This window comes from Streptomyces sp. NPDC046831 (genome assembly GCF_040645305.1).
GTDB lineage: Bacteria > Actinomycetota > Actinomycetes > Streptomycetales > Streptomycetaceae > Streptomyces.
In genome coordinates, this window is sequence record NZ_JBEYXZ010000058.1 from 1 (window position 1) to 23,436 (window position 23,436).

Here is a 23,436-nt window from a genome sequence, read left to right on the forward strand (position 1 = left end):
TGGCGGCCGCCCTTGGCGCCCACGCGCTGCTGCTGCTCACCGGCGCGCCGGGCGTGCTCGACGACCCGGGCGACGAGAGCTCCGTGCTGCCCGAGGCGTCGGCAGGGCCCCCACCGCTGTGTCGTCATCCGCTCCCGAACGTACTGGCCGAGCAGTCGGGCGGGGACAGGGCTCACCGGTCGACGTAGCTGAAGTCGCCCACGGTCCATGCGCTGACGTCACTGATCGCGACCCGGTACATGCCGCCCGTCTCGGGGATTCCGAGGCTGCCCTGCAGGATCCGGGCGAGGTGGAAGTGCAGATGCGTGGGCGCCTCGCCCCGGCCGGGCCGGCCCTCTCGCGGGCCGGGGGTGAAGACGTCGGCGAACGGGCCGAGCCGGTCCGAGTCCTTCAGGACCTCCGCCACCCGCTCCCTCCACACGGCCTCGGGCGCCAGCCGGCCGGTGATGACGGCACCGCCGACGACCACGGTCAGCGACATCTGATTGCTTCGCTCGGACTCCACCGCGGCGGAGATGGCGACGAGCAGCTCATCAGGGTTCGACATGAGGACGATTTTATTCGGCTGCCTGTCCCGGACCCGCCCCGCAGGGGTCGAGCGGCAGGGCGGGCGGCGCAGGACGGCTCCTGACGAACGCCGCGGGGCCGCTTCGCCGTATCACCGTGCACGACGGCTATGAGCAGCCATGGCCGGAGGCGGCAGGGTTTCTCCTCTGCTGGAGAGGCGAGATCTGCTCTCGCCGGAGTAGATATTCGCTCCCGTCATGGTTATGCTTCGTCTCGTAGACGCGGTCGGACGAGACCCGGCAGACACGAACTGCCGGGTGTTTGATTCATACGAAGTTCGCAGGTCAGTGCGGCTGCCGAGCCCCGGAGCCAAGGTGTTGCCAGGAGGGTGACGGGCTGGCAGCCGCACTGGGCGGCTCGCAGGACGAGGAGCCGCCGGCAGCAGTACCGGTTCAGCCGGCGATGGGTTCGGTTGGTTCAGAGAGGAACGGAGGAGCAGACGCCGTCAGGATCGCCCGGCCCGAGAAGCCCTCGGCCCGGGTACCGCGAGACCCCGGAACGGATGGTGGTCCCCGGTCACGCAGCCGCGGTCCCCGCACCCGCCTGACGGGCCGGGTGGCGAAACAGAAGGTCGGCACCTCAATAGGGCCGACAGATGGTGTTGAATTTCCTTCGGGGCCCTGGTGCCGTACGGCACCAGGGCCCCTCGACGCGTTGCACAGCGAGGTGACATGACAACCGACAGTCCTCTCAGTGATCGTCTGGACGACGACGACTACCCCGCGTACACGATGGGCCGGGCAGCCGAGATGATCGGCACCACCCCTGGATTCCTCCGAGCCCTCGGCGAGGCTCGTCTGATCACTCCGCTGCGCTCGGAGGGAGGGCATCGCCGGTACTCCCGCTACCAACTGCGGATCGCCGCCCGCGCCCGCGAGCTTGTGGACCGGGGGACTCCGATCGAGGCTGCCTGCCGCATCGTCATCCTCGAGGACCAGCTCGAGGAGGCGCAGCGCATCAACGCCGAGTACCGCCGTGCCGCGAAGGAGGCGGCCGGCAGTTCCAACTGACCGCATGGGCAGGCGCCTACGTGTCGCCGGCGTCGGGGACCAGCATGCCGACGGCGACGCCGCTGGGATCGGACTGCCGCATCACGCGGTCCGTCCCGCGTCGGCGGGCGCGCCGGCCGTGGCGGCCGGGGACGGGAGGAGGGCCCGCAGGACGTTGCGCAGGTCGTCCAGCCCCCGGCCCGTGCGGGCGGAGACGACGACGGCGTCCGGGTGGAGCCGTCGCAGCATCTCCAGGTGCGCGGGTTCCGCGAGGTCGGCCTTGTTGAGGACCAGCAGTTCGGGCACGTCGTGCGCGCCGATGTCGCGCAGCACCCCGCGGACGGTGGCGATGTGCTCCGTCGCCTCCGGCGAGGAGGCGTCGACGACGTGCAGCGCCAGGTCCGCCTGGGTCACCTCCTCCAGCGTCGAGCGGAAGGCGTCGACCAGCTGGTGCGGGAGGCGGCGGACGAAACCGACGGTGTCGGTGAGGGTGTACGTCAGTCCGTCGGGGGTGCGGACCTGGCGGACGAGCGGGTCGAGGGTGGCGAACAGGACGTCGGCGACCTCGGCGTCCGCGCCGGCCAGCCGGTTCAGCAGCGCCGACTTCCCCGCGTTGGTGTAACCGGTGATCGCCACGGACGGGACGCGGTCCCGGGTCCGGCGCTGCCGCGTCACCTCGCGTCGGCGGGCGGTGCGCCGCTCCTGCTCGCGCAGGGTGCGCATGCGCCGGCGCAGGTGGCGGCGCTGGATCTCCAGCCGCATCTCACCGCGGCCGCGTACGCCCATCCCCGCGCCGCCGGCCATCCGGCCGCCGCCGATGCGCGACATCTCGCGGCCGTGGCCGCGCAGCCGCGGCAGCTCGTACGCGAGCTGGGCCAGCTCCACCTGCACCTTGCCCTCGGAGCTGCGGGCGTGCTCGCCGAAGATGTCCAGGATCAGCCCGGTGCGGTCCACCACCCGCACTCCGGTGCGGTCCTCCAGGCCGCGCACCTGCGCCGGGGTGAGCTCGCCGTCGGCGATCACGACGTCCGCCTGCCGGGTCTCGACCAGCTCCGCGAGTTCGTTCACCTTGCCCGAGCCGAGGTAGGTCGCCGGGTCGGGCCGGTCGCGGGTCTGCACCATCCGGTCCGCCACGTCGATCCCGTCGGTCGCGGCCAGCCGCTCCAGCTCGTCCAGGGACCCCTCCCCCGCGTGGCCGGCTCCGTCGCGCCCCGCGAGGGCGAGCAGGACCGCCCGCCACTGCCGCTGTCCCGCGTCGTGCGCGTGGGCCGTCGCTCCGGGATGCACGCCTGTCAGCCAAGTGCTTGGCATGGTCCTCTCCGCTCCTGCCGAGGGTCGTGGCTCCGGGCTGACGTTCTCGGCGTCTCGATGAGGGGCCGGCCCTTTTTCCGTTCCCGCAGGGTGTCCGCGCAGCCAGGAAGACGGCACCCAGGTACCCGTCGGCGGCATCGCGTATCTCGGTGCGCGGCGGAATTCCGCATCGGCCGCCGTCCGGTGCCCCTCACTGTGACAAGGACATGCCCGATCGGGGGCCCTGGTGGAACTCAACGCTTAGGGTTGGATCGTGGACGAAGCGGCCTGTCATGAGGTTCCTGCCGGGCGTCGAGCGGCCCGCTCCCGGGCCTGTGGGGCGGGGCGGTATGAGGGGTGAGCCTGCGCGCCGCTCACTGGCGACCGCGGTGACGGCGGATGCCGCGGTGGACCGGGCGCGCGTGCGCCGCGAGGCCCGCCGCAAGGGCCTGCGGGTACTCGCCGTCGTCGCCGTGGGCGGAGCCCTGGGTGCGAGCGCACGCTATGCGGCGGCGCTGCTGTGGCCCACGGGCGGGGCGGCGTTCCCCTGGACGACGCTCGCCGTCAACGCGGTCGGGTGCCTCGTCATCGGGGTGTTCCTGGTGGCGATCACGGAGTTCCTCACCGTGCACCCCCTGCTCCGCCCGTTCTTCGGGACCGGAGTGCTGGGCGGCTTCACGACCTTCTCCACGTACTGCGTCGACATCGAGCGTCTCGTACGGGCGGACAGGGCCGGCATCGCCCTGGCCTACCTGGCGGCGACCGTGGTGATCGCGCTGGCGGCGACAGGGACCGGCATGGTCGCCACCCGGCGCGTCCTGGTGACGAGAGGAACGTGATCATGAGGCTGCACGGGCGCGCGCTGCGCCTGACCATCGTCGTCGACGACACGGACACCTGGCACCACAAGCCGCTCTTCACGGAGATCGTGCACCGCGCCCACGCCTTCGGTCTGGCCGGGGCGACGGTTCTGCGCGGCGTGGAGGGCTTCGGCGCGTCGTCGGTCGTGCACACCGCCCGTCTGCTGTCCCTGGCCGACGACCTGCCGATGGTGATCGTCATCGTCGACGAGGAGGACCGCGTCCGGGCGTTCCTGTCCCGGCTGGAGGAGCTGCCCATCAGCGGCCTCGTCACCCTTCAGGAGGTCGAAGTGGTGCGTTACCAGGGCCGGGAGGCCGCGGCCCCATGAGGTTCCTGCTCGTCGTCGTCGGAGGAGCGGTCGGCGCGCCCCTGCGGTATGTGATCGACCGGGCCGTCCAGGCCCGTCACGACACCACTTTCCCCTGGGGGACGTTCGCGGCCAACATCACCGGATCGCTGGTCCTGGGGGTGCTGACCGGTGCGGCGCTCGCCGGTGCCGCCCCGGAGAGCGTCCAGCTCCTCCTCGGCACGGGCCTGTGCGGGGCGCTGACCACGTACTCGACGTTCTCGTACGAGACGCTGCGGCTGGCCGAGTCCGGAGCGCGCTTCCTCGCCGCCGTCAACGTGGTGGCCTCGATCGTCGCCGGGCTGGGCGCGGTGTTCGTCGGGCTGACCTTCGCCCAGGCGGCCTTCGGCTAGACCGCGGTCCCGGGCCGGCCGAGCAATCGCGCCGGCTTCCTCAGGCCCGCGCTTCCTCAGGCCCGCGCCGGCTTCCTCAGGCCGCGCCGGGACGGGGGCTCCGGCGGGTGTGTCGTCAGGGCGGGCAGCCGAACCAGTTCACCGTGCCCTTGCCGCCGGTTGTGTAGCCCAGGCACCTGATGATCCTGTCGTGCAGGGTCTCGGTCCGGTCGACCCCTCCGTCCTCGTACTCCGTCCTGTAGTGGGTCAGGACGAGTTCGTCGGTCCTGACGGTGAGCCAGCGGCGCTTGTCGGACGGCAGGCTGCAGCGGTGGCCGGTCATGTTGCGGCTGGCTCCCGCGCTCCTCCACACGCCCCGTTCGACGCGGTCGCAGTATGCGCCGGTGGCGCCGCGGGCGGCGACGCCCTCGGCGGTGCCGGCTCTCTCGGCGGCACCGACGGCGCCGGTGCCGAGCAGGGCCGCGGCGCCCGTGGCCGTCGCCGCGGCGGCGCCGAGCAGAAGTTTCACAGTGAGGTTCATCGATCGGTCCTCCTGCCGGCCGCGGTGACGGCCGGGAGTCGCCATGTCACCTAAGAGTGATGATCACACTTATCCGGCGTGTCGGACCCGGCAGCCGGGGCGCGGTCACCCGACCCGGTGACGCCGGTGACACCAATGCAGCAGGCCGCGGCCACCCGGCCCCGGGCCGGCCGCGGGGGAGCTTCCGGCAGCAGTCAGGTATCGAGCGAGATATATTCGATAGCACCACTGATATCCACGAAGGGTCAGTCGATGAGCCGAACCGTTGTCGACCTCGACGATCAGCTGCTCGCGGAGGTGGCCAAGGCACTGGGCACCAGCACGAAGAAGGAAACGGTCAACACCGCCCTGCGCGAAGTGCTGGAGAACCGCCGCCGGGCGCTCGCTCTCACCCGCCTGCGCGCCGCGGCGGAGGAGGGCGCCTTCGACCTGGGGCTCTTCGAGGACAAGGGCCGCTACCGACGGTGAACGCCGCGCAGTTCCTGATCGACACCAGCGCGCTCGCCCGCCTGCTGCACAAGGACGCCGAACAGTACGGATGGGACCAGGCGGCGGCCGCGGGGCTCATCGCCGTGTGTCCCATCACCGAGTTGGAGTTCTTCTTCGGCGCACGCTCCGCCGCCGACCGCGCGCGGGGCGTCGAGGGTGTGCGTCTGCTCTTCGGGTGGGTCCCCGTCGACGACCGCGCCTACGACCGCGCCTGGCAGGTCCAGGAGATCCTGGCCCAACGGGGGCAGCACCGCAGCGCCGGTGCCGTCGATCTCGTGGTGGCCGCCACCGCCGAACTGCAGGGGCTGACCCTCCTGCACCGCGACCGCGACTTCGAGTGCGTCGCCGCCGTCACCGGCCAGGCGCTCCAGTGGTACGGCCCCGCAGCCGGCCCGTGAGCCCGGAGCCGGCCCGGAGCATCCCGGGCCTGCGGGCAAGGCCCCGGGAGTCCGGTCGTCGTCGCAGGTCGAGGACGCCGCCCGGAGGCATACTGGGACAACCGGAGGGTGTTCCAGAGCAGAGGAGCCCGATGTGACCGGTGGTCACCCAGGACTGGCCGGGGCGCTCGCGTCCGCGGAAGCGGCGTCGCCGGTGGAGTCGGTCGACGTGGTCGCCGCCGACCTCCGCAAGCGTCTGCACGCCACCGTGGTGTCCTTCCTGATCACCGACTTCTCCGGCAACGCCGTGGTCCGTCTGGGAACCTCCAGGCACGGGGAGGGCGGTACGGAGGGCGCCTGGGAGGTGGAGCGCGTCGAACTTGCCGGCACCGTGTTCGAGGAGGTGATCCGGACCCAGCAGCTGCGCCTGGAACCCTGCGGGCCGGGCACGACGCGGGTCATCGCGCCGGTGACCACCCGGGGCGACTCGATCGGGATCCTGGACGTCATGGTCCCCGGCAACCCCGGTACCGCCGCGTTGCAGGAGATCGGGGAGGCCGCCCACGCACTGGCCTACATCATCGTCGCCAACCGGCGTTTCACCGACCTGTACCAGTGGGGCCGGCGCAGCACCCCGCTGAGCCTGGCCGCGGAGATCCAGCACCAGCTGCTTCCCCCGGCCCTGGCCTGCGAGGCCGGGCAGTTCGCGGTGGCCGGCGCGCTGGAGCCGTCCGACAACGTCGGCGGCGACACCTTCGACTACACCCTCGACCGCGACACGCTCCATCTGTCCCTCACCGACGCGATGGGCCACGACGTGGCCTCCGCACTGCTCGCCACCCTGCTGGTGGGCGCGCTGCGCGGCGCGCGGCGGGCCGGCGCCACCCTGGCGGAGCAGGCACGGCTGGCCGACGAGGCCGTCACCGAGCACAGCAGGCACGCCCTGGCCACGGGGCAGTTGCTGCGCATCGACCTGCACGACGACCGGGCCGGCATCGTCAACGCCGGCCATCCCCTGCCCCTGCGGCTGCGCGACGGCCGCTCGCAGGAGGTCCCTCTCAGCGCGGACCTGCCCTTCGGTGCCCCCTTCCCGCACACCTACACCGTGCAGAGCCTGGACATGCGGCCGGGCGACCGGCTGATCATGTTCACCGACGGCATGCTCGAACGCAGCGCCGAGGACATCGATCTGCCCACCATGATCGAGCGCACCGCCGACCTGCACCCGCGCGAGGTGGCCCGCACGCTGACGGCGGCGGTCCTGAGCGCCCACGGCGGGCACCTCCGGGACGACGCGACCGTGCTGTGCCTGGACTGGTACGGCGGCGAGCACCCGCTGCGCGACGCGGCCAGGGGTGCCGACCTCGCCACCGCGTCCCCGCCGCTGCCCGGGGGCTGATCCGGCCCTCGGAAACCGGCACCGCCGTGCCCGCGCGGCCGGCCGCGACGGACCCGGGAGCCGGCCACGCGGGACAGGCGTCCGGGAGCAGGCCGGGCCAGGAGTCCGGGAGCCGGCCGGCCGTCGCGGCCGGCGGCCGCGTCAGGGACCGGCCGGTGGGACGGGCGGACCCGGCGCGCCGGCGATGTCGATGAGGATCTGCTCCGCCCCGGCCGCGTTGTCGGCGCTGACCGCCCGGGCCATCGCCGCACGGGCCACCTCCGGGCTCGCCGACGGCGGCACCACCAGCAGGGAGAAGTAGTCCCGGTCGCCCCGGGTGACGAGGACGGTGCCGTCGCCGACCGCGAAGGCGTCGATGTGGACGGTCCGGCCGTCGACCACCAGGCGGGTGGGCGGCGCGTCCCAGGCACAGGCGTCGACGCCCACGCGGGCGACCGGGCCGAGGTGCTCGGTCAACGCGGTGATCAGCGACGGCAGTTCGGCCCCGATGTCGTGGGACCGGGGCCACCAGGCGCCGTCCAGGATCCCCTCACGGGCGTGCGTCGTCGCCAGCCGCAGCAGGGCCGTGCCCGGTCCGGCGGAACAGTGGGGCCCGTCGGGCAGCAGCCCGTGCGTGCTGGGGACGGGAGCGCGGGGATCCGGCATGACGCCCGCCCGTCTGCGGAGCGCGCTGCTCCGCGGTACGAAGTGGCCTCGTGCTCTCACCGTACTCCGGGCCCACCGGACCCGCCCCCGCACCGTCACGCCGCCCGCCGGTGAGCTCCCGGGCACCGTCGTCCGCCACCCGGCCGGCGCCCGCCTCCGGCACCTCGGGCGGCACCACCGCGGGCCGCCGGGGCCTCCTCGGACGCGTCGTCCGTGACACTCACGGGTGAACCACCGGGGACGGCGCCAGGACGAGGGCGGCGCTGCGGCCCGCGGTTTCCTCCCCGCGTGAACGGTGGGAATCTGCCGCTGCCGGAGCATCTTTTACGGGCACCGGGAGGTTAGGGTTGGTACGCCGGCAGCGCCGGACGGTGGAACGGGCCGGGATCGCCGAGCCGCCGTGTGACGGCGGATGTCGGTGGGGCCGGCCGCCGGCCCGCGGCCGGTGCCGAACCGCGCGACCGCCTGGGCGGGGCGCGCCCGGATCCCTCGCCCAGCCCCCGAAACGAAGGTGCTATGCCCGCTGAGAGCTCCCCCGCCGTCGGCAATCTGGACGACGACGACTACCCCGCCTACACCATGGGCCGGGCCGCCGCCATCCTCGGCACCACCCCTGCCTTCCTGCGGGCCGTCGGCGAGGCGAAGCTGATCACTCCGCTGCGTTCGGAGGGCGGCCACCGGCGCTACTCGCGCTACCAGCTGCGGATCGCCGCGCGCGCCCGCGAACTGGTGGACCAGGGCACCCCCATAGAGGCCGCGTGCCGCATCATCATCCTCGAGGACCAGCTCGAGGAGGCCCTCCGCCTGAACGAGGAGATGCGCCGGCAGACGGCCGGCGGCGACAGCGCCGGCCCCGCGGGCGGCGGCTCCTGAAGCGGGCCGGCGGGCCGAATATCTCTCACGACCGCTGCAGAAATACCCTCGGGGCGCCCCGAGATTCCCGACGCCCCCGGACAGGAGAATTGCGTAACGCATCCGCCTTCGGGCCGGCCTGTGTTACCGTCATAACGGTTGCAGTTTTGGTTACCAGAGACTTACCAGAGACGTTGAGTGCTCCTCCGGTTTTCATCGACGGGCACTCTTTTTCTTTGCGCAGCTTTCCGGGTCTTCCGGACGGGTGATCATCGCAGCGACTCGGGGTCCGCACAGTGCGGGTCCCGGCATTGCCCCGAGGGAGATTGAATATGGCATCTGGCACCGTGAAGTGGTTCAACGCGGAAAAGGGCTTCGGCTTCATCGAGCAGGACGGCGGCGGCGCCGACGTGTTCGCCCACTACTCGAACATCGCCACCTCCGGCTTCCGCGAGCTTCAGGAGGGCCAGAAGGTGACGTTCGACGTCACGCAGGGCCAGAAGGGCCCGCAGGCCGAGAACATCGTTCCCGCCTGACGCTGACGCGTACCACGTGGCCGGGGCCCGCACTTTCGGGGTGCGGGCCCCGGCCCGTTTTCTCTTTCCCGCCCGCGCCGGCTCGTGCCGCGCGGACCGCCGCGTCCCGCGTGACGCGCGGCACGGCGCGCCCGCCCGCCGCCGGCACCCCGGAATGCCCGTCTTTCTTCGGCTCCTTCTTGTGAATTCGCCCGCGGTCCGCCACCGCCGGCCGGAATTCCTCGATGCGTGCCGCATCGAGGAAGGTTCACCATGAGCCGCACCCGCCGCACCGGCGACGCCCCCTCCCGCTCCCGTGCGGACAAGACCCCCGACAGGACCTCAGCGGGCTCCGCCCGGGGCGGCCGGTCCGGGGCGCGGAAGCAGGGGGCCGGCCGCCGGGGCGCCCGTTCCGGCGGCCCCGGCAAGGGCGGCCAGGGACTCCGGCGCACCCCGCAGCGCGGGGAGTTCGCCCTGCCCGAGACCCTCACCGAGGCGCTGCCGCCCGTCGAGGCGTTCACCGACGTCGACCTGCCCGAGCGGCTGCTGACCACGCTCCGCGCGGAAGGCGTGACCGCCCCCTTCCCCATCCAGGCGGCGACACTGCCGAACGCGCTGGCCGGCCGGGACGTCCTGGGCCGCGGACGCACCGGCTCGGGCAAGACGCTCGCCTTCGGCCTGCCCCTGCTGGCCCGCCTCGACGGGCAGCGGGCCGAGGCCCGGCAGCCGCTCGCCCTCGTCCTCGTCCCGACCAGGGAGCTGGCGCAGCAGGTCACGGACGCGCTCACCCCCTACGCCCGCGCGCTGCGCCTGCGGCTCGCCACGGTCGTCGGCGGGATGTCGATCGGCCGTCAGGCCGGCGCCCTGCGGGACGGCGCCGAGGTCGTCGTCGCGACACCCGGCCGCCTCAAGGACCTGATCGACCGGGGGGACTGCCGTCTGGACCGGGTCGGCGCCACCGTCCTGGACGAGGCCGACCAGATGACCGACATGGGCTTCATGCCGCAGGTCACCGCCCTGCTCGACCAGGTGCGCCCCGACGGCCAGCGGCTGCTGTTCTCGGCCACCCTGGACCGCAACGTCGACCTCCTGGTGCGCCGCTACCTGCACGACCCGGTGGTGCACTCGGTCGACCCGTCCGCGGGTGCCGTCACCACCATGGAGCACCATCTGCTGCACGTGCACGACGCCGACAAGCACGCCACCGCCACCGAGATCGCCGCCCGCGACGGACGCGTGATCATGTTCCTGGACACCAAGCACGCCGCGGACCGGCTGGCCAGGCACCTGCTGTCCGTCGGTGTCCGCGCCTCGGCCCTGCACGGCGGCAAGTCCCAGCCGCAGCGCACGCGGACCCTCACACAGTTCAAGGACGGCCACGTCACGGTCCTGGTCGCCACCAACGTCGCCGCCCGGGGCATCCACGTCGACAACCTCGACCTCGTCGTCAACGTCGACCCGCCCGCCGACCACAAGGACTACCTGCACCGCGGCGGCCGCACCGCCCGCGCCGGCGAGTCCGGCACCGTCGTCACCCTCGTCCTGCCGCACCAGCGGCGCGACGTGGACCGTCTGATGGCCGACGCCGGCATCACCCCGCGAACCTCCCGCGTCCGTCCCGGCGAGGCCGAGCTGATCCGCATCACCGGCGCCCAGGCGCCCCCGGGGGTGCCCGTCACCGTCACCACCCCGGCCGTCGAACGTCCCCGGCGTACCGGGTCCTCCCGCCGCGGCCGGGGCGGACGGAGCGGCGGGGGCGGAGGGGCCGCCCGCGCCCGCCGCTCGTCCCCGAGGACGAACAGCGGGACTCCCTGACCGCTCCGGCGGGGTCGTCCCCTCCCGGAAATTCCCCTACAACCCTGTCGAGGCATTCATGCGCTGTGTCATCGCCCGGTTCCCCTTCGACCTGACCAAGAGCGAGGTGGAGCACTCGATGAAGGGCGTCGAGCCCGAACCCGTCACCGGGGTGTCCGTGACCGTCGGCCGCCGCACCTACCCCGTCAAGCAGGTCGGTGCAGTGATCACCGGGCAGGACCGCCGCGACTTCACCGCGGACGAGGTCCGCAGGGCGCTGACCCGGCTCGGCTTCACCTGCCACGACGCCCCCACCGTCCCGCCCGCGGGAGGCTCCGCCCTCCTCGGCTGACGGGCCGACAGCCGAGGCCGGGCCGACAGTCGAGGCCGGGGCGGCGGCGCCACCACAGGGGCCGGGGACCGCTGAGTCCCGGTCAGGTCCCTGTGGTGGCGCCCGCTCGACTAGGCTCCTCAGGCATGTCGCACCCTGATGATGTGCTCGTCGGCATCGCCGCGATGGTGGAGGCGGAGCAGAGCAGCCGGATGTCCCTGACCGTGGTGGTTCCCGGAGCGGTCATCACGGGCCGGCTGGCGCCGGAGGCCATGTGGAAGCAGCGCGTGGCCGAAGTCCTGCGGGACTCCGCGGACCTGGGAACCTTCGCCACCGCGTTCACCCCCCGGGACGGCACCGCCACGCCACCCCGGGATGACGCCCGGCCCACGCACCTCCACTTCCACGTCGCCCGGATCCTCCAGGGCAGCTTCGGCATCCCGGACACCGGCGGCATGTACCGCGTCGCGCTGGAGGACGTCAGCGCCTGGACCGTCGGGGACATCGGCTACTCGGACCAGTGAGCCGCGGCGGGCACGGCGGGGCGGCAGGAGGCCGGCCCGACCCTGACGGGGAAGCCGTGGCCGGCGGAGATCGTCCGGGGCGTTGACGCGCCGTGCCCGCTCCGGGACGCTCACGTCAGCGTGAGCGTCCGGTCGTCCCCTCAGGGGGCGGACGGTTCACGTCCCGGCCGCACCGCACGCTCACACGACCTCCCGCGACGATCTCAGGACCACGCATGGGCATGTACCAGTCCCCGCAGCAGCCGTACGGTTACGGACAGCCGGTGTACCCCCGTCCGCCCGCCGGACCCGCCGTGCCGGGCCCGCCTCCCGAGGCCCTCGGCAACCAGGGTGCGCGGCTCACCGCCCGTTTCCTGGACGGGGTCTTCATGATGCTGGCCGTCGCGCTGGTGGCCGGCGCGGTCATCCTGATCCAGAACCTCACGGCGGACGACGAGATGATCGGCCTGGTCGCCGGAGTCGTCGGCTACACCGCGCTCGGCCTGGTCCTGCTCTGCTACGAACCCGTCCTGCACGCCAGGCACGGCGCCACCTACGGCAAGCAGATCTGCGGGCTGCGCGTGGCCGGGCTCGACGACGGGGGGAACCTCTCCCTCGGCCGTGCGTGGTGGCGCTGGCTGGCCGGTTTCCTGATGCAGGTGGTGCCGCTGCTGGGCCTGGTCGACGCGCTGTGGTGCCTGTGGGACGAGCCCCACCGGCAGTGCCTGCACGACAAGGCGGCCCGCAGCGTCGTCCTCAGGACCAGGGCCTGAGCCCCGGCGTGGACGGCCCCCGGAACGGGTCGCGCCCCGCACCCGGTGCCGCGGGTTCAGCCGCCGGGCGCGGGCGCATGATCAGCTGACAGGTTCTTCAAAGGTTCTTCATCACCTCCGTCCTACGGTCGGCCTGCCCGCCGCGTCCGCGGCCGGGCCCGACGCGAGGAGCGGGAGAACCGATGAACACGAACCGGGTACTGCTGGCCGCGGCGGCGTCGGTCATGGCGTTCGCGCTGACCGGCTGCGGCGACGACGACGGCGGTTCGAAGGTCCCGACGGCCGGCGGTGGCGACTCGTCCGTGTCGGCCGGGAAGACGGGCGGCGGCGACGGCGGCGGGGACGACGTCGCCGCGTACGTCGAGAGCCAGCGCAAGTGGGTCGCCTGCATGCGGGAGAACGGGATGGACCTCCCCGACCCCGACTCCAGGGGGCAGGTCGACCTGTCCGGGCAGGGCCTGGCCCTGAAGAAGGACCCGAAGTTCATCAAGGCGACCCAGAAGTGCTCGAAGCTCAAGGGCACGGTGCCGCAGGGCCTGGAGGAGGCCAACGAGCCCAGGCTCACCCCCGCGCAGATCAAGGTCAAGCGCGACTACGCCGCCTGCATGCAGAAGAACGGCGCCCCGGACTTCCCGGACCCCGGCCCCGACGGGTACGGCGGCAACGACAACTCGGGCGAGCCCGAGTGGGACCAGACCTCGGCCGGTGCCAAGCGGGCCGCGCGCCTGTGCGCACCGATCATCGGCGCGCCCACCAATCCGCCGGCCGGCAAGGGCTGACCGTGGCCGAGACGGTGACGCACCTCGACGACGCGCCGGAGACGTCTCCCGCGCCGCCGCCGCCGCACGGCCGGCACGGCCGGCGTACGGCGCTGGTCGCCTCGGCCGTGGTCCTCGTGGCGGCGGTCGCCGTGATCGGCGCCCTCGGGCTCGGCGGTGGCGGGGACGAGGGCCCGAGCGCACCGCCCCGCTCGGGGTCCGTCGTCGCGGTGAAGCGGGGGAACCTGGCCGAACGCACCGCGGTGGACGGCCGGTTGGGCTACGGCACGGAGATCCCGCTGCCGGTCAAGGCGACGGGCACCGTGACCTGGCTGCCCGAACAGGGCGAGACGGTCGGGCGCGGCGGCACGCTGCTGCGCGTCGACGACCGGCCGGTCGTGCTGCTGTACGGGATGCTGCCGATGTACCGGGACATCGGCCTGACACCCCGGGCGCCGGACCAGGAAGCGGCCGGCGACCCACAGGACCAGCAGGGGCAGGGCCGGAACGGCCCGAAGAACGGGGCCGGACCGCCCGCGGGGACCCCAGCGTCGGCGGCGCCGGACGGCGCCGGGTCCGCGGGCGGCGCCGGCAACGGGTCCGGGGACGGGACCGGCGCGACGGCCGGGGCGCCGCGTGAGCTCACGGGCATGGACGTCATGCAGTTCGAGACCAACCTGGCGGCCCTCGGCTACACCGGCTTCACCGTGGACGAGCGGTTCACCGCCGCCACCGCCCGCGCGGTCATGCGCTGGCAGAAGGACCTGGGGCTGCCCCCGACCGGGACCGTCGGCGTCGGGGACGTCATCTACTCCTCCGGCCGGGTCCGCATCGGTCACGCGGGGGTGCGCCCGGGCGCGGAGGCCGGCGAGAACGTCCTGACCTTCACCGGCACCTCGCGGAAGGTCGTCGTCGACGCCTCGGCCGCGGACGCCGCCTGGGCGGTGCGCGGCACGGACGTGCGGGTCGAGCTGCCGGACGGCAGGACGGCGCTGGGCAGGGTGGCGTCGGTGGGCAGGCAGGCGGCCGCGGCCGAGGGCGGCGGCGAGGACGGCGGCTCCCAAGGGGCGAACGCGACGGTCCCGGTCACCGTCACCGTCGAGGACCAGGCGTCCCTGGGCCGGCTGGAGAGCGGCCCGGTGACCGTCGAGTACGTGGGGCGGGAGGTCAAGGACGTGCTGACCGTCCCGGTGTCCGCGCTGGTGGCGCTGGCGGAGGGCGGGTACGGCCTGGAGACCGAGGACGGCCGGTTCGTCGCCGTGCGGACGGGGCTGTTCGCGGACGGCTCCGTGGAGGTGAGCGGCAGCGCGGTCCGCGCGGGCATGAAGGTGAGGATCCCCGAGTGAGCGGCGCTTCTCCGGCGGTCGTGGAGTTCGACAGGGTCGGCAAGACCTATCCGGGCGGTGTGGCCGCGGTCCGGGACGTGAGTCTGCGCATCGGGCGCGGCGAACTCGTCGCGGTCACCGGCCCGTCGGGCTCCGGGAAGTCCAGCATGCTGAACCTGATGGGCAGCCTCGACCGGCCCACCTCCGGGCGGGTGCTCGTCGACGGCCACGACGTGGCAAAGCTGTCCGACCGGGAGGTGTCCGCGCTGCGGGCGACCCGGATCGGCTTCGTCTTCCAGCAGTTCCACCTGGCGGTCGGCGTGCCCGTGCTGGACGCGGTGGCGGACGGCCTGCTCTACGCGGGCGTCCCGCTGCGCGCCCGCCGCGCCAGGGCGGCCGCCGCGCTGACCCGGGTCGGGCTCAGCCACCGGGTCCACCACCTGCCGCAGCAGCTCTCCGGCGGCGAGCGGCAGCGGGTGGCCGTGGCCCGCGCGGTGGTCGGCGAACCGTCCGTGCTGCTGGCGGACGAGCCGACCGGCAACCTGGACTCCGCGTCGGGTGCCGCCGTACTGACCCTGCTGCGCGAGCTGAACGCGGCGGGCACCACGGTCGTGGTGATCACGCACGACCGCGAGATCGCGGCCGAGCTGCCCCGCCGCATCGAGATGCGCGACGGCCGCCTGGTCGCCGACACCACCCGCGGCTCGACGATCGGGGCACCCCGGTGACGGACCGCACGACGAACCCGCCCGGGCCGGAGGGGCCGCACCGCCCGGACGGCGGCTCCACGGGCGACGGCGGTCCGGACGCGGAGACCCTGCGCTTCCGGGCCCTGGACCCCGACTCCCCGGACACCGCACCCGCGGACCCCGGCCCGGAGCCGGACACCACAGCCGCCCTGCCCGAACGGTCGAGGCCGCGGCTGCGCGCCGCCCGGCTCGGGCCCGCCGACGTCGTACGCCTCGGCGGCACCGGCCTGCGGACGCGGCCCCTGCGGGTCTTCCTCTCCGCCCTCGGCATCGCCATCGGCGTCGCCGCGATGATCGCGGTGGTCGGCATCTCCGGCTCCGGGCAGGCCGAGGTCGACCGCCGCCTCGACGCGCTCGGCACCAACCTCCTGCGGGTCGCGCCCGGCCAGGGGCTGGGCGGCGAGAAGGTGCAACTCCCCTACGAGGCCGTGCCGATGCTGCGCAGGATCCCGCCCGTACGGCAGGTCGCCGCCACCGGCGCGACCGGCGCCCGCGTCTACCGCAACGAGCACATCGCCATCGGCCGCACCGGCTCCCTCGACGTCCTCGCGGCCGACCGCGACCTGCTGCCGGCCGTCGGCGGCCGGGTCCACAGGGGCCGCTGGCTGGACGCGGCCACGGAGAGGTACCCGGCCGTCGTCCTCGGCGCCACGGCCGCCCAGCGGCTCGACGTCTACACACCCGGGACGCGCGTCTGGATCGGCGGCCGCTGGTTCGCGCTGACCGGCGTCCTCGACCCCGTACCACTCGCGCCGGAGCTCGACAGCGCCGCGCTGGTCGGCGGGCCGGCGGCCCGGACGTACCTCCGTTTCGACGGCCACCCCTCGATGGTCTACGTCCGCGCCGAGGACAGCGAGGTGGCGGCGGTCCGCGCGGTCCTGCCCGCCACGGCGAACCCCAAGGAGCCGGGCGAGGTGCGGGTCTCCCGGCCCTCCGACGCGCTGGCGGCCCGCGAGGCCACCGAGTCGGCGCTCACCGGGCTGCTGCTGGGCCTGGGCGGTGTGTCGCTGCTGGTCGGCGGGGTCGGGGTGGGCAACACGATGGTGATCTCGGTCCTGGAGCGCCGCCCGGAGATCGGACTGCGCCGGGCCCTCGGGGCGACCCGGGGCCAGATCCGCACGCAGTTCGTGACGGAGTCGCTGCTGCTGTCCCTCATCGGCGGACTCGGCGGCAGCGTCGTCGGAACCCTGATCACGGCGGGCTACGCCGTCAGCCGCGGCTGGCCGACGGTGGTCCCGCCCTGGGCGAGCGCGGCCGGCATCGGCTCCACCCTGCTCATCGGCATGGTCGCCGGTCTCTACCCGGCGGTGCGGGCGAGCCGGCTGTCCCCGACGGAGGCGCTGTCCGGCACCTGACCCGCGGGCCGCGGGCCGCGCGCCGCGGACAAGGGGCCAAGAAGCCCTTCCCGAGCCGAAAGGGACGGCCGGGGGGCGACGGAACGGGAGGGGCGGGGAGGAGGGGATGGACCACGGGACGCCCGCGGCGGCGTACGGGGAAGGGGCGGCCTCCCGCATGACCGCCCCTGACGTGCTGTCACGCCCCTGTGCGGCGTGGTCGTGCGGACCTGCTAGAAGCCGCAGTACTCGAGGCTGCCGCCGTTGCTCAGCAGGTCGTCCCGGACCCAGCCGTACACCTTGTCGGTGTCGTTGCGCAGGTACGTCCAGGTGTAGCCGTCGTTGCCCACGGTGTAGCAGTGGTAGTCCAGCTTGTCGTTGCTGTACGCGATCCCCCTGCTCGTACAGCCCGTGCTGGAGCCGGAGCGCTCGTTGGCGCCGTTGGCGAAGTACCCCCAGGACGAGCCGTCCTTGTCGCCGGCCGTGGCCCCGCAGGACGCGTGGGCGGAGGCAGAGGTGGCGGTGGCCACCGGAACGGCCAGGGCCGCCAGGGCGACCGCGGGAAGCAATGCGGCGAGTCGACGCTTCACTGTGAACCCCCATAAGTGTCGTCGGCAGTGCGGCTCCGGTACCGGAGGCACCGGAGCGGTCGGAGCGCCGCCGCGTCTTTCGAATGCGTGCGGCGTAAGCACCTTCGCCACCCGACGGACCTGAAGAAAGCGTTCCGCGGTCGTTTGGCTCCTTTCGGTGCCCACGAGGCCTGAACCAATCCGGGTGAAAAACAGCCATTCGGGGGATGAGCCGACGGAAGGGTCACTCATGCGGCATATACGCCGGCCGCCGGCGGGACATCCCCCACCCGAAGAGAACCGATCGAAGGAGCACCGTTGAGGGCACGCGTCGGGACGGCCGGAACTGGGGAAACGCGATGACTTTCCGGTTCCGCATCCTGGGTCTGGTCATGCTGGTCGCCCTGACCGCCACCGCCGCCACCGCGTGGCTCACTTTGCGTCAGGCCAATCGCCAGGTCCGGGAGACCGTCAGCGCCGGGCAGCAGGAGGTCTCCCGGATCACCGGCGAACTCCGGGCCTACGGATTCGCGCACGGCACCTGGCGCGGCCTCTCGCCCACGGTGCGTGAACTGGCCCGGGACACCGGACAGCGCGTCCGGGTCGCCACCGAGACAGGCGCCCTCCTCGCCGACTCCGACGCCCTGGCGGGCCGCGAGCCCCGGCCCCTGAGCGGCCGGCCCGCGGTCGTGGTCGACGCCCGGCCCGTCCTGCGGCTGCCCGCCGGGCAGCCGCCCCAGCTCTCGGTCAAGACGGCGGCCACCGCGGTCGCCAACTACCGTTCCTCGGCGGCCTACGCGGCCTGCCTGACCGGATCGGGCGCCGACGTCACCACGCGCCAGGACGACCTGGGCGTCCCCCGGGTCACCACGGAGGACCGGTCCGCGCGGTGCCAGGAGCCGCCCCGCGGCGCCGACCCGCGCACCCCCGACGACCTGCGGGCCCTGCGCGCCTGCGAGCCCGTGCAGCCCCTCGCCCCCTGCCTGCAGCGGGTGTTCAACGAGCGCACCGCCTCCGTCGCCCCGCCCCGCCTGGAGGTCCACCTCGGCTACCGGGACGAGTCCCCGCCCACCCTCGCCGCCGCGCCCACCGTCGCCGTCGCGGCCGGTGTCGCCCTGGCCGCCCTCCTCGGCGCACTGCTGCTGAGCCGGGCCGTCCTGCGCCCGGTCCGGGCCATGACCCTCGCCGCCAAGGGGCTCGGCGAAGGCGACCTGGGCCGGCGCGTGCCCGTCTCGGGGCGGGACGAGATCGCCCAGCTCGGCGGCGCCTTCAACCGGATGGCCGCCTCCATCCAGGCCGGCGAGGAGCGCCAGCGCCGGCTCACCGGGGACATCGCGCACGAGCTGCGCACCCCCCTGGCCAATCTGCGCGGCTACCTGGAGGCCCTGCGGGACGGGGTGGTCGAACCCACGCCCGAGCTGCTGGCCTCCCTGCACGAGGAGGCGCTGCTCCAGCAGCGGATCGTCGACGACCTGCAGGACCTCGCCCTGGCCGAGGCCGGGGCGCTCACGTACCACCGCTGCGAGGTCGACCTGCGGGAGCTGCTCGACACCAGCCGCACCGCCCACCGCGCGCAGGCCGAGACGGCGGGCGTCGCCCTGGAGCTGGACGCGCCGCACCCGGTGCACGTGCGTGCGGACCCCGACCGGTTGCGCCAGGCCGTCGGCAACCTCCTCGGCAACGCCCTGCGCGCGACGGGCGCCGGCGGCACCGTGACCCTGGCTCTGCGCCCGGACGGCGAGCGGGCGGCCGTGGAGGTGCGGGACACCGGCACGGGCATACCGCAGGAGGACCTGCCGCACCTCTTCGACCGCTTCTGGCGGGCGGACCCGTCACGGGGCAGGGCGACCGGGGGCAGCGGGCTGGGGCTGTCCATCGCCCGCCAGATCGTCACGGACCACGGCGGGACGATCGGCGTGCGCAGCACGGTCGGCGCGGGGACGACGTTCACGATCACTCTGCCGGCGAGGCACGGCGACGCGACGGAAGGCGACTGAACGCACGGCACTGGACGAACGCAACCGGCCGGCGTCAGGACGGCGCGGGGCCGGGGCCGCCGTCCGCGAGGCGGTACCCCCGCCCGTACACCGTCTCCAGGTGGCGGGGCCGCCGCGGATCCGCCTCCAGCTTCCGCCGGAGGTTCATCACGTGCGCGTCGACGGTCCGCTCCAGCACGTCCCGGTCGAAACCGAAGACACGCTCGATGATCTGCGCCCGGGTGAAGACCCGGCCCGGCTCACGGGCCAGCGTCTCCAGCACCGCGAACTCCTTGGCGGTCAGCGTCACCGGCCGCCCGGCCACCCGCACCTCGAACCGCGCGGTGTCCAGCTCCACCTCGCCCACCCGCAGCACCGCCGGCCCGGCGCCTCCCGCTCCTCTCGACCGGCGCAGCAACGCCCTTACCCGCGCGGTCAGTTCGCGGGGACTGTAGGGCTTGGTGAGGTAGTCGTCGGCGCCGAGGTCCAGACCGAGGAGCATGTCCTCCTCGGTCGTACGCGCGGTGAGCAGCAGAATGGGGACGTCCGATTCGGCCCGGAGAATGCGGCACACGTCCAGTCCGTCGACCAGGGGCAGCATCACGTCCAGAACGATGAGGTCCGGACGCGCCGACCGGGCCCGTTCCAGCGCCGCGCGGCCGTCGGCCACGACCTGCACCGCGTTTCCTTCGCGCTCCAGATAGATGCGCATCAGCCGAGACTGTTTCTCGTCGTCCTCGGCCACCAGAATGCGAGCGTTCAACGCCTCTCCCCCCAGCGAAATCGCGCGTCCCGGGAACCGTCATACAACAGGGCCCGCGGATTTCCGACCCGGTCGGGAATTCCCCCGGCCGCACGGACCGGCCCTCCACTCCGCCGGCGGCGCCCGCGCGGCATGACCGCGAAGCCCCCGGAGGATCCACGCAGCAGGGTCACACAGGCTGCACACGGTCTGGCGATGGCGCCGTTAGCGTTGCTGGCCGCTCGACTCCCCATGCGCGCGGCCGGGACGCGACCCCGTGGTCCTCCGGCACGGCCCTTCAGGAAGACCGCAGATGGACTACTGCTCCTCGTGCCGTCGGCACCTCAACGGCGCCCTGGTGTGCCCCGGCTGCGGCGCCTACGCCCCGGACATCGCACCGGTGAACCCCGGGGGCCGTACCGTCCCGGCCCCGCGCGTGACGATGGCCGTCCCATCGGCGGCCGGCGCCCGCAACGTCCCTCTGCCGGACGCCTGGCGCGAGACCGTCCGGCCCGGCGACGACGAGGCGGCCGCTGTGCGGGACGACTCGGCGGACGACGCACCCGACGGGCCGGCGGACACCGGGCCCGTCCGTGCGGGCCGGGCGGCACGGCGACGCCGGCGCGTGCAGTGGAAGAAGACGCAGCGGCGTGCGCTGGTCGCGACCGCGGTCGCACTGGTCGGCGGTGGCCTGACCGTCGCCTCGATGGACCGGCACACCGGCGGCCGGGCACAGGCCGCCACCGGTCCGGAGATCGCGGGTGCCGTCGGCGAGGACCCGGCGGACGGGACGGTCCCCTCGTCGAGTCACCTGACCGGTCGGCGGTCCGCGGCCGCGCCGGGCCCGCAGTCACCCGCGGCCGGCCACCGGCACCACCCCTCCGCCCCCGCGTCCCGGCTCGCCACGCCCGACGCGCGGCCGGACACCGCCCTCCCGCCCGCCCCGAGGGCGCCGATCGCACCGTCCGTGCCGCAGCAGCCCGGCACCACCGTCCCGCCCTCCGCCGGCGCGCACCCCGCCGACGCGGGGGCGGGAAGCAACCGGCCGGCCGGCACGACCCAGCAGACGCCCCCGCCCGCACCCCCGGCCACCGGCGGAACGAACCCGGAGACACCCCCCTCGACCGGCTCCCCGTCCGACCCCACGACCTCCCCGACGTCGCCGTCGCAGCTCTGCCTGCTGGTGCTCTGCATCAGCTGACCGCCGCACGCACGCGGCGGGTCCGGTCGCCCGGGCGGCCGCACGGAGATCAGTCGCCCGGCTTCTCGTCGAAGCTCGCGAAGTAGGCCGCGGCCATGTCCTCGTCGGCGTGGCCCTGGGCGGCGGCGCGGGCGAGGCGTTCGGCCGCGGCGGCGGCCACGTCCAGCCGGACGCCGTGCCGTTCGCCCGCGCCGACGATGAGGCGGGCGTCCTTCTCCGCGGTCGCCACCGCGAAACTCGGCGGGGTCAGCCGGCCGTCGAGGACGGCAGCGGCCTTGGCCCGCAGATAGCCCATGTCCAGCGGGCCGTCGGCGATGAGGTCGAAGAACCGCTGCGGGTCCACGTCCAGTCCCCGGGCCAGGGCCAGCACCTCGCCGGTCGCCGCGGTGACCGCGAGGACCCAGCTGTTGGCGACGAGCTTCAGCCGCGTGGCGCTGCCCGCGGCACCGTCCTCACCGGTCCAGACGGTCCGGGCGCCCACCGCGTCGAAGACCGGCGTCACCGCGTCCCGGCCCTCCTCGGGCCCCGCGGCCAGCACGGTGAGCTGTCCGGCCTCCGCGGGCTGGCGGGTGCCGAGCACCGGGGCGTCGTAGAACACCAGGCCGTGCTCACGGGCCAGGTCCGCCAGTTCCCCGACGGACTCCACCCCGACGGTGGTCGACTGCACCCAGGCCGCACCGGACGGCAGCGCGGGTGCGGCCTCGCGCATGACCTCCCGCACTGTGGCGCCGTCGTACAGCATGGTCACGACGACGTCGGCGTCCCGCACCGCCTCGGCCAGAGTGGCGGCGACCTGGGCGCCGTCCTCGGCGAGCGGCTCGGCCTTGGCGGCGGTGCGGTTCCAGACGCGGACGGTGTGTCCGGCCTTCACGAGGTTGCGGGCCATGGCGGCCCCCATGATCCCGGTGCCCAGGACGCTCACGGTGCGGGTCTCGGTCATGTCGTCGACTTCCTGATTCCGTGCGGTCGGTACGGCGGCTTCCTGACCGTTGGGTCGGTACCGCGGCGCGAGCGGCGAGCCACGCCGGCCGTCGCGCGATCACGCCGCGCGGCCATCATGCGCGCTCGCCCGCACGCCGTCCCCGCGTACCCCCGCCGAGCCACCCGCACCCCCGCCCGGCCCCGGCCTCAGGCGAGCTTGTTCAGCAGCTCGTCGGCGACCGGCGCCGAGGACGCCGGGTTCTGGCCGGTGACGAGCGTGCGGTCGACCTGGACGTGCGGCGCCCACGACTCCCCCACCTCCACCTTCAGACCCGCCTCGGTCAGCCGGTCCTGCAGCAGCCACTTCGCCTTCTCCGCGTTGCCCGCGAGCCGCTCCTCGTCGTTGGTGAAGGCGGTGACGTGGTAGCCGGCGAAGGCGTTGCGGCCGTCCTCCTTCACCGCCGCCAGCAGCGCGGCCGGGCCGTGGCAGACCACGCCGACCGGCAGGCCGCCTTCCAGGGCGCCGGTGAGGACACGGCCCGAGTCGGCGTCGACCGCCAGGTCCTCCATGGGGCCGTGGCCGCCGGGGACGTACACGGCGTCGTAGTCGTCCGGCCGTACGTCGGCGAGCGCCACCGGGCGCGCGAACTCGGGGGCGGTCTCGATCACCTGCCGCAGACGGGCCGCCTCCTCCTCGCCGCCCACCGCCTCGGGGGCGAGGCTCGCCGGGTCGACCGGGGACACGACGCCGCCCGGGGTGGCCACGGTGACCTCGTGACCGGCGGCCTTGAACGCCTCGAACGGAACGACCGCCTCCTCGGCCCAGAAACCGGTGCGGTGCTTGCTGCCGTCGGCCAGGGTCCACTGGTCGGCCGCGGTCATCACGAAAAGGATCCTCGCCATGGTCGTGTCTCTCCTCGAAGTCGTGCGGGGTACGGACGATCTCGACGGTAGGAGGGCAGGCCATCGGCGAGCCAATAGGACAGCCGATGACAGCCATCGGAACCTCGATGTACTCGAGAAGCGGGTGCCACGGCACGGGCGCACCAACCGTGGCTGCCGAGCCCGCCGCACCAGGCGCACGGCACTCGCCCACGTGAGCCATGCGTACGGCAGCCGGCGACGCACGGGCATCCGCACCCGCACCCGCAGCCGCCCACGCACGGCAGGGGCCGTGTCGGGGGGTGTCCGCCCGCAGCGGCCGGCGCGTCGACCCGGGTGCGCCGGTGAGCGACGGCACTCGCGCCGGTCCGAGGA

Annotated in this window: 27 protein-coding genes; 19 read left to right on the forward strand and 8 right to left on the reverse strand. The window is 74.0% G+C overall.

Annotated elements, in window-relative coordinates; genetic code table 11:
- Positions 1-172 precede the first annotated feature (172 nt).
- Positions 173-547: a hypothetical protein gene (locus ABZ920_RS29635; RefSeq protein ID WP_361511637.1), complete on the reverse strand. Its 375-nt coding sequence runs from the start codon at positions 545-547 to the stop codon at positions 173-175.
- Between the two features lie 691 nt (positions 548-1,238).
- Here ABZ920_RS29635 and ABZ920_RS29640 point away from each other — a divergent pair.
- Positions 1,239-1,577 (forward strand): MerR family transcriptional regulator, encoded by a 339-nt coding sequence (locus ABZ920_RS29640; RefSeq protein WP_361511639.1) that lies wholly within the window; start codon positions 1,239-1,241, stop codon positions 1,575-1,577.
- 81 nt (positions 1,578-1,658) lie between these two features.
- Here ABZ920_RS29640 and hflX read toward each other — a convergent pair whose 3' ends face one another.
- Positions 1,659-2,867, reverse strand: a complete 1,209-nt coding sequence (gene hflX, locus ABZ920_RS29645) for a GTPase HflX (protein WP_361511642.1) — start codon at positions 2,865-2,867, stop codon at positions 1,659-1,661.
- A 329-nt stretch (positions 2,868-3,196) separates the two neighbouring features.
- Here hflX and crcB (ABZ920_RS29650) point away from each other — a divergent pair, with 329 nt between their 5' ends.
- From crcB (ABZ920_RS29650) to crcB (ABZ920_RS29660), 3 genes are read left to right on the forward strand one after another with little or no spacing between them, the layout of a single operon-like run.
- Positions 3,197-3,685 (forward strand): fluoride efflux transporter CrcB, encoded by a 489-nt coding sequence (gene crcB, locus ABZ920_RS29650; RefSeq protein WP_361511645.1) that lies wholly within the window; start codon positions 3,197-3,199, stop codon positions 3,683-3,685.
- Positions 3,685-4,035: a DUF190 domain-containing protein gene (locus ABZ920_RS29655; RefSeq protein ID WP_361511706.1), complete on the forward strand. Its 351-nt coding sequence runs from the start codon at positions 3,685-3,687 to the stop codon at positions 4,033-4,035. Before crcB (ABZ920_RS29650) ends, ABZ920_RS29655 begins: the two co-directional genes overlap by 1 nt.
- On the forward strand, positions 4,032-4,406 hold the full coding sequence (crcB, locus tag ABZ920_RS29660) for a fluoride efflux transporter CrcB (protein ID WP_361511648.1): 375 nt from the start codon (positions 4,032-4,034) through the stop codon (positions 4,404-4,406). Before ABZ920_RS29655 ends, crcB (ABZ920_RS29660) begins: the two co-directional genes overlap by 4 nt.
- 115 nt (positions 4,407-4,521) lie before the next feature.
- Here crcB (ABZ920_RS29660) and ABZ920_RS29665 read toward each other — a convergent pair whose 3' ends face one another.
- A complete protein-coding gene (locus tag ABZ920_RS29665) occupies positions 4,522-4,926 on the reverse strand; it encodes a hypothetical protein (RefSeq protein ID WP_361511651.1) in 405 nt (134 codons plus the stop codon).
- A gap of 252 nt (positions 4,927-5,178) precedes the next feature.
- On the opposite strand from ABZ920_RS29665, the gene ABZ920_RS29670 reads away from it, so the two are divergent.
- The 3 genes from ABZ920_RS29670 to ABZ920_RS29680 all read left to right on the forward strand — a co-directional run bounded on the left by ABZ920_RS29670 (position 5,179) and on the right by ABZ920_RS29680 (position 7,191).
- Entirely contained in the window at positions 5,179-5,394 is a 216-nt protein-coding gene (locus ABZ920_RS29670) for a type II toxin-antitoxin system VapB family antitoxin (RefSeq protein ID WP_361511654.1), read from the forward strand.
- Positions 5,391-5,813, forward strand: a complete 423-nt coding sequence (locus ABZ920_RS29675; protein ID WP_361511658.1) for a PIN domain nuclease — start codon at positions 5,391-5,393, stop codon at positions 5,811-5,813. Before ABZ920_RS29670 ends, ABZ920_RS29675 begins: the two co-directional genes overlap by 4 nt.
- A 133-nt stretch (positions 5,814-5,946) precedes the next feature.
- Positions 5,947-7,191 carry a PP2C family protein-serine/threonine phosphatase gene (locus ABZ920_RS29680; RefSeq protein WP_361511661.1) on the forward strand — a complete coding sequence of 415 codons (1,245 nt, stop codon included), beginning with the start codon at positions 5,947-5,949 and terminating at the stop codon, positions 7,189-7,191.
- Between the two features lie 141 nt (positions 7,192-7,332).
- On the opposite strand, the gene ABZ920_RS29685 is transcribed toward ABZ920_RS29680, so the two are convergent.
- Positions 7,333-7,836 (reverse strand): DUF5994 family protein, encoded by a 504-nt coding sequence (locus ABZ920_RS29685; RefSeq protein WP_361511664.1) that lies wholly within the window; start codon positions 7,834-7,836, stop codon positions 7,333-7,335.
- A 516-nt stretch (positions 7,837-8,352) separates the two neighbouring features.
- On the opposite strand from ABZ920_RS29685, the gene ABZ920_RS29690 reads away from it, so the two are divergent.
- The 10 genes from ABZ920_RS29690 (at position 8,353) to ABZ920_RS29735 (ending at position 16,791) form a co-directional block, all read left to right on the forward strand.
- Complete coding sequence (locus ABZ920_RS29690) at positions 8,353-8,709, forward strand: MerR family transcriptional regulator (RefSeq protein ID WP_361511667.1); 357 nt, start codon at positions 8,353-8,355, stop codon at positions 8,707-8,709.
- Positions 8,710-9,020: 311 nt separating this feature from the next.
- A complete protein-coding gene (locus tag ABZ920_RS29695) occupies positions 9,021-9,224 on the forward strand; it encodes a cold-shock protein (protein WP_007383480.1) in 204 nt (67 codons plus the stop codon).
- A 252-nt stretch (positions 9,225-9,476) separates the two neighbouring features.
- Positions 9,477-11,018, forward strand: coding sequence for a DEAD/DEAH box helicase (locus ABZ920_RS29700; protein WP_361511668.1), 1,542 nt, complete (start codon positions 9,477-9,479; stop codon positions 11,016-11,018).
- A 58-nt stretch (positions 11,019-11,076) separates the two neighbouring features.
- Positions 11,077-11,349: an SCO5918 family protein gene (locus ABZ920_RS29705; RefSeq protein WP_361511671.1), complete on the forward strand. Its 273-nt coding sequence runs from the start codon at positions 11,077-11,079 to the stop codon at positions 11,347-11,349.
- 125 nt (positions 11,350-11,474) lie between these two features.
- On the forward strand, positions 11,475-11,852 hold the full coding sequence (locus tag ABZ920_RS29710; protein WP_361511674.1) for a hypothetical protein: 378 nt from the start codon (positions 11,475-11,477) through the stop codon (positions 11,850-11,852).
- A 215-nt stretch (positions 11,853-12,067) separates the two neighbouring features.
- On the forward strand, positions 12,068-12,604 hold the full coding sequence (locus tag ABZ920_RS29715; RefSeq protein ID WP_361511677.1) for an RDD family protein: 537 nt from the start codon (positions 12,068-12,070) through the stop codon (positions 12,602-12,604).
- 182 nt (positions 12,605-12,786) lie between these two features.
- Positions 12,787-13,383, forward strand: a complete 597-nt coding sequence (locus tag ABZ920_RS29720) for a hypothetical protein (RefSeq protein WP_361511680.1) — start codon at positions 12,787-12,789, stop codon at positions 13,381-13,383.
- Positions 13,384-13,385: 2 nt separating this feature from the next.
- Entirely contained in the window at positions 13,386-14,708 is a 1,323-nt protein-coding gene (locus ABZ920_RS29725; RefSeq protein ID WP_361511683.1) for a peptidoglycan-binding domain-containing protein, read from the forward strand.
- The gene (locus tag ABZ920_RS29730) at positions 14,705-15,415 is read left to right on the forward strand and encodes an ABC transporter ATP-binding protein (protein ID WP_361511686.1); all 711 of its coding nucleotides are present in this window, start codon (positions 14,705-14,707) and stop codon (positions 15,413-15,415) included. The genes ABZ920_RS29725 and ABZ920_RS29730 overlap by 4 nt, the downstream gene beginning before the upstream one ends.
- A 170-nt stretch (positions 15,416-15,585) precedes the next feature.
- Positions 15,586-16,791: an ABC transporter permease gene (locus ABZ920_RS29735; RefSeq protein WP_361511709.1), complete on the forward strand. Its 1,206-nt coding sequence runs from the start codon at positions 15,586-15,588 to the stop codon at positions 16,789-16,791.
- Between the two features lie 212 nt (positions 16,792-17,003).
- Here ABZ920_RS29735 and ABZ920_RS29740 read toward each other — a convergent pair whose 3' ends face one another.
- Positions 17,004-17,360 (reverse strand): SH3 domain-containing protein, encoded by a 357-nt coding sequence (locus ABZ920_RS29740; RefSeq protein ID WP_361511688.1) that lies wholly within the window; start codon positions 17,358-17,360, stop codon positions 17,004-17,006.
- A gap of 338 nt (positions 17,361-17,698) precedes the next feature.
- Here ABZ920_RS29740 and ABZ920_RS29745 point away from each other — a divergent pair, with 338 nt between their 5' ends.
- Positions 17,699-19,336, forward strand: coding sequence for an ATP-binding protein (locus ABZ920_RS29745; RefSeq protein ID WP_361511691.1), 1,638 nt, complete (start codon positions 17,699-17,701; stop codon positions 19,334-19,336).
- 34 nt (positions 19,337-19,370) lie between these two features.
- Here ABZ920_RS29745 and ABZ920_RS29750 read toward each other — a convergent pair whose 3' ends face one another.
- A complete protein-coding gene (locus ABZ920_RS29750; protein ID WP_361511694.1) occupies positions 19,371-20,078 on the reverse strand; it encodes a response regulator transcription factor in 708 nt (235 codons plus the stop codon).
- 292 nt (positions 20,079-20,370) lie between these two features.
- Here ABZ920_RS29750 and ABZ920_RS29755 point away from each other — a divergent pair, with 292 nt between their 5' ends.
- Complete coding sequence (locus tag ABZ920_RS29755) at positions 20,371-21,258, forward strand: hypothetical protein (protein WP_361511697.1); 888 nt, start codon at positions 20,371-20,373, stop codon at positions 21,256-21,258.
- 49 nt (positions 21,259-21,307) lie between these two features.
- Here the strand turns inward: ABZ920_RS29755 and ABZ920_RS29760 are convergent, their stop codons facing one another.
- Positions 21,308-22,198 carry an NAD(P)-dependent oxidoreductase gene (locus ABZ920_RS29760; protein WP_361511700.1) on the reverse strand — a complete coding sequence of 297 codons (891 nt, stop codon included), beginning with the start codon at positions 22,196-22,198 and terminating at the stop codon, positions 21,308-21,310.
- Between the two features lie 188 nt (positions 22,199-22,386).
- The gene (locus tag ABZ920_RS29765; RefSeq protein WP_361511703.1) at positions 22,387-23,082 is read right to left on the reverse strand and encodes a type 1 glutamine amidotransferase domain-containing protein; all 696 of its coding nucleotides are present in this window, start codon (positions 23,080-23,082) and stop codon (positions 22,387-22,389) included.
- Positions 23,083-23,436: the final 354 nt, after the last annotated feature.

Bases quoted from the DNA above. Each gene is read 5' to 3' on its own strand.
- hflX (WP_361511642.1), bottom strand. From the start codon at position 2,867: ATGCCAAGCACTTGGCTGACAGGCGTGCATCCCGGAGCGACGGCCCAC.
- ABZ920_RS29665 (WP_361511651.1), bottom strand. From the start codon at position 4,926: ATGAACCTCACTGTGAAACTTCTGCTCGGCGCCGCCGCGGCGACGGCC.
- ABZ920_RS29765 (WP_361511703.1), bottom strand. From the start codon at position 23,082: ATGGCGAGGATCCTTTTCGTGATGACCGCGGCCGACCAGTGGACCCTG.
- crcB (WP_361511645.1), top strand. From the start codon at position 3,197: ATGAGGGGTGAGCCTGCGCGCCGCTCACTGGCGACCGCGGTGACGGCG.
- ABZ920_RS29710 (WP_361511674.1), top strand. From the start codon at position 11,475: ATGTCGCACCCTGATGATGTGCTCGTCGGCATCGCCGCGATGGTGGAG.
- ABZ920_RS29640 (WP_361511639.1), top strand. From the start codon at position 1,239: ATGACAACCGACAGTCCTCTCAGTGATCGTCTGGACGACGACGACTAC.
- ABZ920_RS29760 (WP_361511700.1), bottom strand. From the start codon at position 22,198: ATGACCGAGACCCGCACCGTGAGCGTCCTGGGCACCGGGATCATGGGG.
- ABZ920_RS29705 (WP_361511671.1), top strand. From the start codon at position 11,077: ATGCGCTGTGTCATCGCCCGGTTCCCCTTCGACCTGACCAAGAGCGAG.
- ABZ920_RS29685 (WP_361511664.1), bottom strand. From the start codon at position 7,836: ATGCCGGATCCCCGCGCTCCCGTCCCCAGCACGCACGGGCTGCTGCCC.
- crcB (WP_361511648.1), top strand. From the start codon at position 4,032: ATGAGGTTCCTGCTCGTCGTCGTCGGAGGAGCGGTCGGCGCGCCCCTG.
- ABZ920_RS29715 (WP_361511677.1), top strand. From the start codon at position 12,068: ATGGGCATGTACCAGTCCCCGCAGCAGCCGTACGGTTACGGACAGCCG.
- ABZ920_RS29700 (WP_361511668.1), top strand. From the start codon at position 9,477: ATGAGCCGCACCCGCCGCACCGGCGACGCCCCCTCCCGCTCCCGTGCG.
- ABZ920_RS29745 (WP_361511691.1), top strand. From the start codon at position 17,699: ATGACTTTCCGGTTCCGCATCCTGGGTCTGGTCATGCTGGTCGCCCTG.
- ABZ920_RS29720 (WP_361511680.1), top strand. From the start codon at position 12,787: ATGAACACGAACCGGGTACTGCTGGCCGCGGCGGCGTCGGTCATGGCG.
- ABZ920_RS29690 (WP_361511667.1), top strand. From the start codon at position 8,353: ATGCCCGCTGAGAGCTCCCCCGCCGTCGGCAATCTGGACGACGACGAC.
- ABZ920_RS29695 (WP_007383480.1), top strand. From the start codon at position 9,021: ATGGCATCTGGCACCGTGAAGTGGTTCAACGCGGAAAAGGGCTTCGGC.
- ABZ920_RS29670 (WP_361511654.1), top strand. From the start codon at position 5,179: ATGAGCCGAACCGTTGTCGACCTCGACGATCAGCTGCTCGCGGAGGTG.
- ABZ920_RS29755 (WP_361511697.1), top strand. From the start codon at position 20,371: ATGGACTACTGCTCCTCGTGCCGTCGGCACCTCAACGGCGCCCTGGTG.
- ABZ920_RS29635 (WP_361511637.1), bottom strand. From the start codon at position 547: ATGTCGAACCCTGATGAGCTGCTCGTCGCCATCTCCGCCGCGGTGGAG.